Origin of the sequence: Serratia bockelmannii (genome assembly GCF_051803255.1) — a bacterium.
GTDB classification, from domain to species: Bacteria; Pseudomonadota; Gammaproteobacteria; order Enterobacterales; family Enterobacteriaceae; genus Serratia; species Serratia bockelmannii.
Genome location: NZ_CP196512.1, coordinates 2,384,884 through 2,397,840 on the forward strand (window position 1 = coordinate 2,384,884; position 12,957 = coordinate 2,397,840).

The 12,957-nt window shown below is 64.9% G+C and carries 11 protein-coding genes; 5 read left to right on the plus strand and 6 right to left on the minus strand.

Annotation, left to right across the window (positions count from 1 at the left end):
• Window positions 1-24 precede the first annotated feature (24 nt).
• The 5 genes from ACSJLU_RS11500 to ACSJLU_RS11520 form a co-directional block, all read right to left on the minus strand.
• Entirely contained in the window at window positions 25-1,335 is a 1,311-nt protein-coding gene (locus ACSJLU_RS11500; protein ID WP_004938595.1) for an MFS transporter, read from the minus strand.
• Window positions 1,336-1,477: 142 nt separating this feature from the next.
• Window positions 1,478-2,107: an N-carbamoylsarcosine amidohydrolase gene (locus ACSJLU_RS11505; protein WP_025302739.1), complete on the minus strand. Its 630-nt coding sequence runs from the start codon at window positions 2,105-2,107 to the stop codon at window positions 1,478-1,480.
• 9 nt (window positions 2,108-2,116) lie between these two features.
• On the minus strand, window positions 2,117-2,818 hold the full coding sequence (locus ACSJLU_RS11510) for a maleate cis-trans isomerase family protein (RefSeq protein ID WP_169541415.1): 702 nt from the start codon (window positions 2,816-2,818) through the stop codon (window positions 2,117-2,119).
• A 66-nt stretch (window positions 2,819-2,884) separates the two neighbouring features.
• Window positions 2,885-3,679: an alpha/beta fold hydrolase gene (locus tag ACSJLU_RS11515; protein ID WP_049207178.1), complete on the minus strand. Its 795-nt coding sequence runs from the start codon at window positions 3,677-3,679 to the stop codon at window positions 2,885-2,887.
• Window positions 3,676-4,827, minus strand: a complete 1,152-nt coding sequence (locus ACSJLU_RS11520) for an FAD-dependent monooxygenase (RefSeq protein ID WP_033645813.1) — start codon at window positions 4,825-4,827, stop codon at window positions 3,676-3,678. Before ACSJLU_RS11520 ends, ACSJLU_RS11515 begins: the two co-directional genes overlap by 4 nt.
• Window positions 4,828-5,153: 326 nt before the next feature.
• Here ACSJLU_RS11520 and ACSJLU_RS11525 point away from each other — a divergent pair, with 326 nt between their 5' ends.
• From ACSJLU_RS11525 to ACSJLU_RS11540, 4 genes are all read left to right on the plus strand, one after another.
• A complete protein-coding gene (locus ACSJLU_RS11525; protein WP_025302742.1) occupies window positions 5,154-6,212 on the plus strand; it encodes a 2,5-dihydroxypyridine 5,6-dioxygenase in 1,059 nt (352 codons plus the stop codon).
• A 66-nt stretch (window positions 6,213-6,278) separates the two neighbouring features.
• Window positions 6,279-6,752, plus strand: a complete 474-nt coding sequence (locus tag ACSJLU_RS11530) for a MarR family winged helix-turn-helix transcriptional regulator (RefSeq protein ID WP_025302743.1) — start codon at window positions 6,279-6,281, stop codon at window positions 6,750-6,752.
• Between the two features lie 85 nt (window positions 6,753-6,837).
• Entirely contained in the window at window positions 6,838-7,380 is a 543-nt protein-coding gene (locus ACSJLU_RS11535; RefSeq protein WP_167324289.1) for a (2Fe-2S)-binding protein, read from the plus strand.
• Window positions 7,373-10,942 carry a molybdopterin cofactor-binding domain-containing protein gene (locus tag ACSJLU_RS11540; RefSeq protein WP_380826868.1) on the plus strand — a complete coding sequence of 1,190 codons (3,570 nt, stop codon included), beginning with the start codon at window positions 7,373-7,375 and terminating at the stop codon, window positions 10,940-10,942. Before ACSJLU_RS11535 ends, ACSJLU_RS11540 begins: the two co-directional genes overlap by 8 nt.
• Before the next feature lie 6 nt (window positions 10,943-10,948).
• Here the strand turns inward: ACSJLU_RS11540 and ACSJLU_RS11545 are convergent, their stop codons facing one another.
• On the minus strand, window positions 10,949-11,830 hold the full coding sequence (locus tag ACSJLU_RS11545; RefSeq protein ID WP_127146118.1) for a LysR substrate-binding domain-containing protein: 882 nt from the start codon (window positions 11,828-11,830) through the stop codon (window positions 10,949-10,951).
• Window positions 11,831-11,937: 107 nt separating this feature from the next.
• Here ACSJLU_RS11545 and ACSJLU_RS11550 point away from each other — a divergent pair, with 107 nt between their 5' ends.
• On the plus strand, window positions 11,938-12,681 hold the full coding sequence (locus ACSJLU_RS11550; RefSeq protein ID WP_127146117.1) for a sulfite exporter TauE/SafE family protein: 744 nt from the start codon (window positions 11,938-11,940) through the stop codon (window positions 12,679-12,681).
• Window positions 12,682-12,957: the final 276 nt, after the last annotated feature.

The window sequence follows — 12,957 nt, forward strand, 5'->3', positions numbered from 1 at the left end:
CGCCTTTTCCCTTTCTATTAACGCTCAGCGGTTCACCACCTTGGCCGGCAGGGCCACCACCAGCAGCGAGCTGAGCAGCAGGCAGCCGGCGAAGGCCCAGAGCGCGCCACCGCTCTTGCCGGTCAGATCCAGCGCCAGCCCCATCAGCGAATTGCTCACCAGCCCAGCGATGTTGGCCAGCGAACAGGCCAGCGCGAAGCCGGTCGCCGCCGCTGTGCCGCGCAGGAAGGTGGCCGGCAGGCTGAAGAACACCGGCACCGCGCCGATGATTGCCGCCTGGGCGATGGAGAACAGCAGCACCGTGGCCAGCGCATTGTGGGTGAAGAAGGTGCTGCCGGCCATCGCCAGCGCGCCGACGATAAACGGCACGATGATATGCCAGCGCCGTTCGCGCAGCCGGTCGGAACTGCTGCCGATCAGCAGCATGCCGAGCAGGGCGGCGACGCTGGGGATCGCCGTCAGGTAACCGATGGTGGTGATGTCGGTAACGCCGGCGGTTTTGATGAAGGTCGGCATCCAAAAGCCCATGGCGTAGGCGCTGAGCAGAATAGCGAAGTCGATGCCGCCGAGCATCCACACCTTCAGGTTGAAGAAGCCGTCGCGGAAGCTGTGCTTGCCGTGATCGGCCTCGGCGTCGTCGCGCGCCAGATCGTCGGCGATGCGCTGTTTTTCCTCGGGCGTCAGCCACTTGGCCTGCTGATAAGTGTTAGGCAATAGCCAGAAGGTCAGCACGCCCAACAGCACGCTGGGAATGCCCTCCAGCAAAAACAGCCACTGCCAGCCGTGCAGCCCGTGGCGCATGTCGAAATGGCCCATGATCCAGCCGGAGAGCGGCCCGCCGATCACGCTGGAGAGCGGCAGGCCGATCATGAACAGCGCGATGATGCGGCCGCGGCGATAGGTCGGGAACCACAGCGTCAGGTAAAAGAGCACGCCGGGCAGGAAACCGGCCTCCGCCACGCCGAGCAGAAAGCGAATGACGTAGAACTGGGTCGGCGTGGTGACGAACATGGTGGCGGTGGACAGCAGCCCCCAGGTGATCATGATACGGGCAATCCACATCTTGGCGCCGACGCGCTGCAGGATCAGGTTGCTCGGCACCTCGAACAGAATATAGCCGACGAAGAACAGCCCGGCGCCCAGACCAAAGGCCGCTTCGCTCAGCTGCAGCGCGTCGGCCATCTGCAGCTTGGCCAGCCCTACGTTGATGCGATCGAGGTAGGCCGCCAGGTAACACAGGCAAAGAAACGGGATCAGTTTCCAGGTGATTTTGCGGTACAGCAGCAGCGATTCTGCGTCCGCTTTCCCCGCCAGCGGGGTGTCGACAATGGCCATGATGTTGTCTCCAGGTGGTGCGTGTTGGCCTCCGCAGGAGGCGCCTGTTGTGTTTGCGTTGCATGGACGCCGCCCTGTTTCGGGCGGTCGCGTGAGGCGCTGTCTGCGCCTTCGTTATTGTCGTTGCAGGTGAATCGTTGACTCATAACCGGTTCAGGTAGTCGAGCGCCTCCCGTTTGTGCACCACGTCGCCGTATTTGCTGTCGATGTCGAACAGGTTGGCTTCGTGCGGGTCGGGGTGACGATCGCCGACGCACTCGCGCACCACCATGGCGCGGAAGCCGTGCTGCACCGCGTCCACCGCGCTGGCGCGGATGCAGCCGCTGGTGGAGCAGCCGATCATCAGCAGCGTGTCGATCCCTTGCGCCACCAGCAGCGGCGCCAGCGCGGTGCCGAAGAAGGCGCTGGCGTATTGCTTGCTCAGCACCACCTCATCGGCCAGCGGCGCCACCGGCGGGCAGAACGCCGCCAGCGGGTTGCCCGCCACCATGTCTTTCATCACCGGCGCTTTCTTCACCCACAGGCCGCCATCGGCAAAATGGCCTGCATGATAGCGGATATGGGTGTGGATCACCGGAATTCCCGTTCGGCGCGCGCAGGCCAGCAGCTCGCGGCTTTCCTCGACCGCGCTCACCACGCCCGGCGCGAACAGCGGCGCGCCTTCGGTGGTGTAGGCCTGCATAAAATCGATCGCCAGCAGCGCCGGGCGCCGGCCGAAGCCGATGCGCTGGCCCCAGACGCCGCGGTAGTTGTCGCTGAGGGTGTCGTTCATTCTGCCTCCTCAATAGGCGCCGGACAGCAGGGCGCCGGCGCCGGGGACGATCGGTTCCAGCTCCAGCGCGGTCAGCATCGCGTAAGTGGTGGCGATGGCGGCGGTGATCACCGGTTTGCCGGTTTGGGCCTCTACCGTTGGGACGGCCGGCAGAGAAGGCATCTGCACGCAGGCGGACAGCACGATAGCATCGACCTCGCGTAAATCCATCTCGGCGACGATCCCCGGCAGCCTGGCCGGATCGTGCCGGCCGACCTCGAGGTTGTCCGGGATCTCCAGCGCGCGCCACACCTTGACCTCGATGCCTTCGTGCTGGATGTAGTCCACCACCAGCTGGGTCAGCGGTTTCATGTAGGGTGCCACCAGCGCGATGCGTTTGGCGCCGATCACCTTCAGGCCGTTGACCAGCGCGCCGGCGCTGCTGATAACCGGCGCGGCGGCCTGATTGTCTTTCGTCACCTGCGCCAGCCGGGCCTGCGATTCGCGGTGATAGCCCAGCCCCATCGCCATGATGGCCACCAGGCAGGCGTAGCCGAGCACGTCGACCCGCGCGTCGGACAGCTCCAGCGCGCAGCGATCGGACTCGGCGTCCATCGCCGCCAATTCTTCTTTATTGACGTGTTTCATGCGCATGCGGCTGGAGTGAAAAGTGAAACGCTCCGGGCGTATCAGCTGGCGCGCGCCCAGCATCGCCGGGATCTCGGTTTCCATTGTGGTGTTGGAGCTGGGCACGATCTGGCCGATGCGGTAGTGGTTGCTCATGTCGGTGTTCCTCAGTTAATCCAGAAAAACGCCCAGGGCGCGGAAGAAGCCGTCGAAATCGTCCCACGGGATCATGTGTCCGGCGTTCTCGACCTCGACGATGGCGATCTCCGGCTGTAGCGCGCGGATCTCTGCCCGGTCTTCGGGCTGAATGACGCCGCCTTTGCCTGCGGCCATCAGCAGCGTCGGCATGGTCAGCAGCGGGTAGTCACGGTGGCTGTCCACCTGATGAAAATCGTCGTAGGCGCGTTGGATCGCCGGCTCGTAGCAGGTGTGCAGCCACTCGGCGCGCAGCCGGCGCTGCTCTTCGCTCCAGGTTGGGCAAAAGGCGCGCATCTGCTCGGCGCTCATGCCCGGCAGCGACTGCCGGATGGAGTCGGCGTACCACGGCCATTGGCCGGGATAGGCGCGGCGGCCGGGGCCGGAAACCGGCGGATCGACCAGCACCAGCCGCCGCACGCCGGCGGGCTGCAGAGCGGCGGCGCGCAGGGCGAAGCGGGCGCCCATCGAATGGCCGAGCAGGGCGTAACTGCCCAGGTTCAACGCAGCGGCGAAGGCGTTGACGTCCTGCGCGCAGGTCTCTGCGTCATAAGCCAGTTCCGGGCCGCTGGACGACAGACCGCGGCCGCGCACGTCGAGCACGTAGACGTCGTATTTTTCCCCCAGCCGCTCGGCGACGAAGCCCCAGGTGATCGCCGGGCTGGTGATGCCGGGGACCAGGATCAGCGCCGGGCCGTGGCCGCCGTAGCGCAGATAGTGTTGGCGAATGTCGTTGGCGTGAACGTGGGCGCCGTAGAGGAAGGTGCTCATGCGGCGTTCTCCGATTTCAGCGCTTGCGCGTACAGGTCGTAGCCGTAGACCCAGGCCGGATCTTCCTGGGTGCGCAGGAAGGTGTTGGCGTTGGACACCGCCTGCACCCGGGAGGCGCGCTCCTTGCGGTTGGCTTCATACAGCTGGAAGGCGGTGCGGTAGTCGCCGAGGCCGGTTTCCTGCAGGCAGCGGGTCAGCATGGCGGCGTCTTCGATCGCCATCGCCGCGCCCTGCGCCATGTGCGGTTTCATCGGGTGGCAGGCGTCGCCGAGCAGCACCAGACGGCCTTCGCTCCACAGCGGCAGCGGTTTGCGGTTCAGCAATGGCCATTTGGTGACCTGCTCGCTGGATTCGATCAGCGCCTGCACGATCGGGTGGTAGCCGGCGAAGGTCTCGAACATCTCTTCGCGGCTGCTGTCGATGAAGCTGCCCTGGAAATCCCAGGCCGGGTGCGGCACGCCGCTGACGTAGTAATACTCGTCGCGCCGTTGGGTGGTGTAGTAGACCATCAGATGGCGATCCGCCGACCACCACTTCACGCAGTCTTCGAACGTCAGGTTGTATTTCGCCAGCTTCTCGCCGCGGATCAGCGCGCGGTGGGCCACCCAGCCGCTGTAGGTCGGCGCTTCAGCGCCCAGCAGGTGCTCACGAATGCGCGAATTGATGCCGTCGGCGCCGATCACGATGTCGGCGTGGGCCGAGGTGCCGTCGACGAAGTTCAGCACCACCTCGTCACCGCGATCTTCAATTTTGCTCAGGCATTTGCCGAAGTGCAGGGTGCCGGGCTGCAGCGCGGAGAGCTGCAACGCCTGCAAATCGCCGCGGTGCACCGTCACATAGGCGGCGCCGTACTCCCGGCGGGCGAAGGCGCCCAGTTCGATGCGCGACAGGTAGTCGCCGCTTTCGGCGTCGCGGCTGAACCAGAAATCGGGATGAGACGCCATCTGCTCCAACCGCTGCTCAATACCGAGACGGCGGAAAATCTTCAGTACGTTCGGCCCCATGTGAATGCCGGCGCCAAGGCGTGAGAACGCCGGGCTCTGTTCATACAGATCGACGGTAAAGCCGGCTTTTTGCAGCAGCCCGGCGGCGGCGGCGCCCCCCAGCCCGGCGCCGACGACGGCGATGCGTGGTTGTTTGCTCATCATGTTTCCCCTGTCTGTTGGCTTTTTTCAGCGTAGGCCCAACGCGTGGCTGGACGATCGATTTATAGTGTATGCGCTAGATAACGCAAAGTTGCAAAAGTGTTAAATCAGATCTCGCTCACGCTAATTGACGGCGTATTACTGTTAAGCTCATGTTAATCACAGGATTGATGCGGGATGAAATAGGACTTTCTTATGGTGGATATTCGCAGCTTGCTTTCCTTTGCTTTTTTGACTTAGATGAAATGAGTGTGTTCACTTTAAATTGTTTGAAAAATCACCGCCGCCTTGCGGGCGTCGGTCACCCTTGACGAGACAGGAGACAGGCCATGGCGGTCAATGAAACCCAGTTGGTACAGCTGTTCGAGCAGGTGCTTACGCTGTCGAAGGTCGATGCTTCGCAGAGCGTGGCGATTTTGAAAAGCCATTATTCCGATGCGCGCACGGTGCGCGCCGCGACCGACGCAGCGCTGCGGCTGGGCGCCAAGGTGTATGCCGTCGAACTGCCGGCGTTCAACCATCCGCGAGCGATGGGCAACGACATGACCGCCTATTGCGGCGATACCGCGCTGACCGGCAATCTGGCGGCGCAGCGTGCGCTGGAGGCCGCCGACCTGATCGTCGATACCATGATGCTGCTGCATTCGCCGGAGCAGGAACAGATCCTGAAAACTGGCACCCGCATCCTGCTGGCGGTGGAGCCGCCGGAGGTGCTGGCGCGCATGTTGCCCAACGCGGAGGACAAGGCGCGGGTGCTGGCCGCCGCCGCCGTGCTGGAGCAGGCGAAGCTGATGCAGGTGACCTCCGCCGCCGGCAGCGATTTCCGCGCGCCGCTGGGGCAATACCCGACGGTGACCGAGTACGGCTATGCCGATGAACCGGGGCGCTGGGATCACTGGCCGAGCGGTTTCCTGTTCACCTGGCCGAATGAGGAGCAGGCGGAAGGGGTGCTGGTGCTGGAGGTCGGCGATATCTTGCTGCCGTTCAAAAGCTATGCGCGTGAACGCATCACGCTGGAGATCGAACAAGGGTTCGTTACTCGCATTCACGGCGGCTTCGAGGCGGAATACCTGCGCGAATACATGAAATACTTCGACGATCCGGAGGTGTACGGCATCTCGCACATCGGCTGGGGTCTGCAGCCGCGCGCCCAGTGGACGGCGATGGGTCTGCACGACAAGAACGACGGCATGTGCATGGACGCGCGCGCGTTCTACGGCAACTTCCTGTTCTCCACCGGGCCGAACACCGAAGTGGGCGGCACGCGCAAAACGCCTTGCCATATGGATATCGCGCTGCGCCGCTGCGACATTCGCCTCGACGGGCAAACGGTGGTGGCGGACGGTGAAGTGGTAGCGCCGGAGGCGTCGCGCGTGCGCCGGGCGTAATCGTTGCTGCCAACGGCGGGGGTTTGTACTATTCTCGTGGATTCCATAGATGGTGAGAGTAACGCAATGACGCCCCCCGAATACCCGTCAGCCGTGAGCGGCCAACCTGAAAATTATCATTTTACCGAGCAAGTCGGGCACCTGCTGCGCAAGGTTTATCAGCGCCACGTGGCGATTTTCCAGCAAAACGTCGGCGATTCGCAGCTGACGGCGGTGCAGTTCATCACCCTGTGCGCGGTGCGCGATATGGGGCCGAGCTCGCTGACCGAGCTGGTGCAGGTGACGGCGGTGGATCAGGCCACCATCCGCGGCATCGTCGAACGGCTGAAGGCGCGCGATCTGATCACGGTAACGCCGGATCCGATCGATCGGCGCAAGGTGGTGGTCGGCCTCACCGACGCCGGCGCCGTGCTGCTGGCGGAAACGGTGCCGCAGGCGGCGAAAATCACAGAACTGACGTTCGGTACGCTGAACCCGGCCGAACGGATAGCGCTGATATTCCTGCTGAATAAAATGCTGGAAGATCCGCCCACCGGCTGATTCGCCCGCGCAACGTCGGTTGCCTGGTGGTCGGTGGCGAAAGGCCAGCCCATAAGATCATCACGTGCAGGCGGAGACGCGAACAATGGTGATATCTGAAGTGCAATCGCCCAGGGACGGCGCGAAAACCACGCTGACGGAGCATCCGCTGATGCTGTCGGTGAACGGCGAACAGCTTCATGCGCAGGTGATGGCGGATACGCCGCTCTTGCTGGTACTGCGCAACGATCTGGCGCTCAACGGCCCGAAGTACGGCTGCGGCCTGGGCGAATGCGGTGCGTGTACCGTGTTGATCGACGGCGTGGCGGCGCGCTCCTGCGTGATCCCGGCGCTCGGCGTGTCCGGCCGGGCGATCGTGACCCTGGAAGGCCTTGGCGATCGCCAGCGCCCGCACCCGGTGCAGCGTGCCTTTATCGAAGAGCAGGCGGCGCAATGCGGCTACTGTCTCAATGGCATGATCATGACCACCAAAGCCCTGTTGGATCGTAATCCCGCCCCGAGCGAGGCGGAGATCCGTCAGGCGCTGTCCGGCAACCTGTGCCGCTGCGGCACCCATCTCGAAATCCTGCGTGCGGTTCAGCGCGCCATCATTCTCTGCCGCGATGAGGACGCCCACGCCCATGACTGATTCCCGTGTCCCATCGCCGAGCCAGGCCGACTTGCTGCAGCGCGACGGCGTGCTGCTGATCGTCGACAGCGTGCAACCGCCGCCGGGACTGGTGCCCAAAGGGCAAACGCCGGTGCTGAAGCCCAAAGAGCAGGGGCTGTTTATCGCCCTGTGCGGCAGCGGCGAAATCTATGCCTTTAACGGCCATGTCGATCTTGGCACCGGCGTGCGCACCGCGCTCGGGCAGATCGTCGCCGAAGAGCTGTACCTGCGCATGGATCAGGTGCAAATGGTGTTGGGCGATACCGAGCGCGCGCCGAATCAGGGCGCCACCATCGCCAGCGCCACGCTGCAGATCTCCGCCGTGCCGCTGCGCAACGCCGCCGCCGAAGCGCGCCGTTGGCTGTTGCGCCAGGCGGCGCAGCGCTTCGATGCGCCGGTGGAACAGCTGACGCTGGAGGTGGGCGTGATCCGCAGCCCGCAGGGGCAGGCGCTCAGCTACGCCGAGCTGGTGGCCGGCGGTCATGTCGAGCTGTCGATTTCCGGCGACGCGCCGCTGAAACCGCAGGCGGAGTATCGCCTGGTGGGCACCAGCACCGCGCGCGTCGATATTCCGGCCAAGGCGACCGGCGAAACCACCTACGTACACGATATGCGCCTGCCGAACATGCTGCACGGCCGGGTGGTGCGGCCGCCCTATGCCGGCTACGACAGCGGCGAATTTGTCGGCACCAGCCTGCTGGCGGTGGACGAAACCTCGATCGCGCATATTCCCGGCATCGTCAAACTGGTGGTGATCGGCGATTTCATCGGCATCGTCGCCGAGCGCGAAGAGCAGGCGATCAAGGCGGCACAGGCGCTGCAGGTCAGTTGGAAAGACTGGCGCCGCAATTTGCCGCAGATGACCGACGTGGCGCAGGCGCTGCGCGACAATCCGCACTCGACCCGGGTGGTGCACGATACCGGCGATGTGGACGCGGCGCTGGCGGCGGCCGACAGGCGCTTCACCCGCAGCTACCTGTGGCCGTATCAGCTGCATGCCTCGATAGGCCCTTCCTGCGCGCTGGCGGACTATCGGCCGGAGCGCCTGCAGGTCTGGTCAGGCAGCCAGAATCCGCACCTGCTGCGCGCCGATCTGGCCTGGCTGCTGGAATACCCGGAAGCGCAGATCGAGATCGTTCGCATGGAGGCGGCCGGCTGCTATGGCCGCAATTGCGCCGATGACGTCTGCGCCGACGCGGCGCTGCTGTCGCGGGCGGTGGGCCGGCCGGTGCGGGTGCAGCTGACCCGCGAGCAAGAGCATGTGTGGGAACCGAAGGGCACGGCGCAACTGATGGAGGTGGACGGCGGGCTGGACGCCGCCGGGCACCCGGTCGCCTACGATTTTCGCACCTATTATCCTTCCAACGGCGCGCCGACGCTGGCGCTGTTGCTGACCGGCCGGGTTGAGCCGCTGCCGGTGGCCTATGAAATGGGCGACCGCACCTCGGTGCCGCCATACGAATATCCGTCGCTGCGCGTCAGCATCGAGGACATGGCGCCGATCGTGCGCGCCTCCTGGATGCGCGGCGTTTCCGCCTTGCCCAACACCTTCGCCCACGAGTCTTATATCGATGAGCTGGCCCACGCCGCCGGCGTCGATCCGCTGGAGTATCGGCTGCGCTACATCCATGATGAACGCGCCAGTGAACTGATGCGCAGCACCGCAGAACGCGCCGGCTGGACGCCGCATACCGAACCGATGCAGACCCCGGCGGAAGACGGCGTGCTGCGCGGGCGCGGCTTTGCCTACGCCCGTTACATCCACAGCAAGTTTCCCGGCTTTGGCGCGGCCTGGGCCGCCTGGGTGGCCGACGTGGCGATCGACAAAGCCAGCGGCGAAGTGGCGGTAACGCGCATCGTGGTCGGCCACGACGCGGGCATGATGGTTAACCCGGACGGCGTGCGTCACCAAATCCATGGCAACGTGTTGCAATCGACCAGCCGGGTGTTGAAAGAGCGCGTGACCTTTGAGGAATCGACGGTCTCCGCCAAAGAGTGGGGGGCTTACCCGATCCTGACCTTCCCGGAGGTGCCGGAGGTGGACGTGGTGATGATGCCGCGCCCTTACGATCCGCCGCTGGGCGCCGGGGAGTCGGCGTCGGTGCCCAGCGCGGCGGCCATCGCCAACGCGGTGTTCGACGCCACCGGCATTCGTTTTCGCGAGCTGCCGATCACCTCGGACAAGCTGCGTGAGGCCCTGAACGGGCCGGATGCCGAGCGGCAGGACGCGCCTCCCAAGAAAAAGAAACGCGGTAAATGGTGGTTCGGCGGCGCGGCGGGGCTGTTCGGCGCGGTGCTGGGCATCGCCGGCAGCGCCTTGCCATGGCGGACGGAGATCGCGCCGGTGGCGACGCCTGGCGCCGGCACCTGGTCGGCCGCCACGCTGGAGCGCGGCCGTCAGTTGGCCGCCGCCGGAGACTGCGCGGTTTGCCATACCGCGTCGGAAGGGGCGACCAACGCCGGTGGGTTGGCGATGGCGACGCCGTTCGGCACGCTCTACAGCACCAACATTACCCCGGACGTGGCAACCGGCATCGGCAACTGGTCGTTTACCGCATTCGATCGGGCGATGCGTCAGGGCATCGCCCGCGACGGCCGCCACCTCTATCCGGCATTTCCTTACACCGCCTTCAGTAAAATGACCGACGGCGACATGCAGGCGCTGTACGCTTATCTGATGTCGCAACCGGCGGTGCGCCAGAGCAATCCGGCCAATCAGATGCGCTTCCCGTTTAACCTGCGGCCGCTGATGGCGGGCTGGAACGCGCTATTCCTGCGCCAGGGGGAATATCAACCCGATCCGCAGCAAAGCGCGCAGTGGAACCGCGGCGCCTATCTGGTCAACGGCCTTGGCCACTGCGCCGCCTGCCATTCGCCGCGTAATCTGCTGGGGGCGGAAAAGGGCGGCGCGGCCTTCCTGGCGGGAGGGATGGTGGACGGGTGGGAAGCGCCGGCGCTGAATCAATTGGCCAATGCGGACAAGCCCTGGACTGAGGAGCAGCTGTTTCAGTACTTCCGCACCGGGCATTCCGCCGAGCACGGCGTGGCGGCCGGGCCTATGGGGCCGGTGGTCAGCGAACTGGCGACGTTGCCGCAGAGCGATCTGCGGGCGATGGCCAACTATGTGATGTCGCTGAGCGCCAAGGCGACGCTGAATGTGGAACCGCAGGCGCAGTTGGCGGCCCGCGCGTTGCCTGCGGGTCAACTGGCGGGCGAGCGGTTGTTCCAGGGCGCTTGCCAGGCCTGCCACAGCGCCGCCGCCGGCGGGCCGCAGCTGTTCGGCGTCAGCCCGGATCTGGCCAATAACACCAATATCTTCAGCGATCGCCCCGATAACCTGATCAAGGTGATCCTGCAAGGGATCCCCAAGCCGGCCACCGCCGAATTGGGCTTTATGCCGGGCTTTAAGGACAGCTTTTCCGATCGGCAGGTGACGGCGCTGGTGAATTATCTGCGCCAACGCTATGCCGGCGACAAACCGGCCTGGCGCGACGTGGAGGCTCAGGTGGCGCGGCTGCGCGCAGAGCCGGGCACGCACTGAGCCGCCTCAGGCTTGGCGCAGGAACGCCACCAGCCGCTGCGCCGGCAGCGGCAGCTGCGCCAGGTCACGCACCGCGATTGACAGACGCCGGGTTGCCCACTCGTCCGTCAGCGGCAGGGCGCCGTGTCGGATCTCCGGATGGCGTTGGGCGCTCTCTTCCGGCACCACCGCCAGCCCGGCGCCGCGCAGCACCATGCGGCAGATGGCGTCGAAATTAGCCGCACGCGCCCGCAGCCGCATCGGGCCGCCGCTGCGTATCGCCAGCTGTTCCAGATGCTGTTGCAGCGCACTCTCTTCCGGCAGGCCGATGAAATCAAAAGGCAGGGCGTCCGCAAAGCTGAGCGTGCGGCGGCCGCTGAGCGCATGCCCCGGCGGCAGCGCCAGCACCAGACGATCCTGGCGAAAAGGGTAGCTTGCCAGCCCACGCAGATCGGCGTGGTCCGCCACGATGCCGATATCCGCCGCCCGTTCGGCGATCGCCAGCGCGATGGCCGGGCTGGGCAGCTCCTCCAGCGCGATGTCGGTGTGCGGGTGCAGCACCAGAAAATCCGCCAACAGCTCCGGCAAAAAAGCGTCGGCGGCGACGGTATTGGCGACGATGCGCAGCTGGCTGCGCTGGCCCGGCGCGAACTCGGCCATATCACCCCGCAGCCGGTCGCGCTGTTGCAGCAGCACGCGCGCGTGTTGCAACAGGCGCTCACCGGCGGGCGTCGCCTGGACGCCGCGCGGATTGCGCGTCAACAGTGCCACGCCGGCCTGTTGTTCCAGCCCGCGCATGCGGGCGCTGGCGGCGGCCAGCGACAGCCCGACGCGCTCGCCGCCGGCGGTGATGCTGCCGGTTTCGAGCACCGCCACCAACAGCCGCAGATCGATAAAGTCAAAATGCATGCGTTCTTCCTCTGTCTTTGCCGCAGGCAGGCTCTGCCATTGCCGCATTGTGCTGCGGCGCGGCGCTGGCCACAATCGAGCCGTTGATTCGCCATAAGGATAGACGCATGTCGCTGACGTTACTCGAGATTATCGCCCTGACGGGCATTTTTACGCTGGCCGGCACGGTCAAAGGGGCGATCGGTCTGGGGTTGCCGACGGTCTCGATGGGGCTGCTCAGCCTGATGATGCCGCCGGGGCAGGCCGCCGCGCTGCTGCTGTTGCCCTCGCTAATCACCAACCTGTGGCAGTTGCTGTGCGGGCCGCGGTTGGGGGCGCTGTGCCGGCGGCTCTGGCCGATGATGCTGTGCGTCATGCTGGGCACGTTATTGAGCGCCGGCGCGCTCACCGCAACCGATGGCCGCCTGGCGCCGCTGGCGCTGGGCGTTTGCCTGATCGGCTATGCGCTGTTGGGATTCACCCGTTTCGACTGGCGCGTTTCCGCCACGGCAGAGCCTTGGCTGGGGCCGCTGTGCGGCCTGGTGACCGGTACGCTGACCGGCGCCACCGGCGTATTCGTCATACCGGCGGTGCCCTATCTGAACGCATTGGGCCTGGCGCGTGACGATCTGGTGCAGGCGCTGGGGCTGTCGTTCACCGTCTCGACGCTGGCGCTGGCCGCCGGATTAGCCTGGCATCAGGCGCTGCCCGCTACGCTGCTCGGCGGTTCGCTGTTGGCGCTGTTGCCGGCGCTGGGCGGCATGTGGCTGGGGGAGAGGGTGCGTCGTCATTGTCGCCCGCAGCTGTTCCGCCGCCTCTTCTTTATTGGGTTATTAATCTTGGGCGTTGAGATTATTTGGCGATTCAATTAATTGAATCGATAGCATCTGCGTGTAATTAGGTTCGGTATATTATTCTGGATTTTATTCCAATATGATTATTTTCAGCAGTGAGAATACACCTTCAGTCATTCTTGTCAAAAAATAGCCCTTATGACAGCGGTTCCTGCGCCAGTGGTTTCTGGGGAATGGCAGTTCTACAGGAAATGGTTATGGCGGCAATGGCACTGGACCGAGAGAGGCCAGAGAATCCAGAACCAAACGCTAATTAACAGCTGCAATCCCAGCACAGAAGTAAAATTCTGTGCT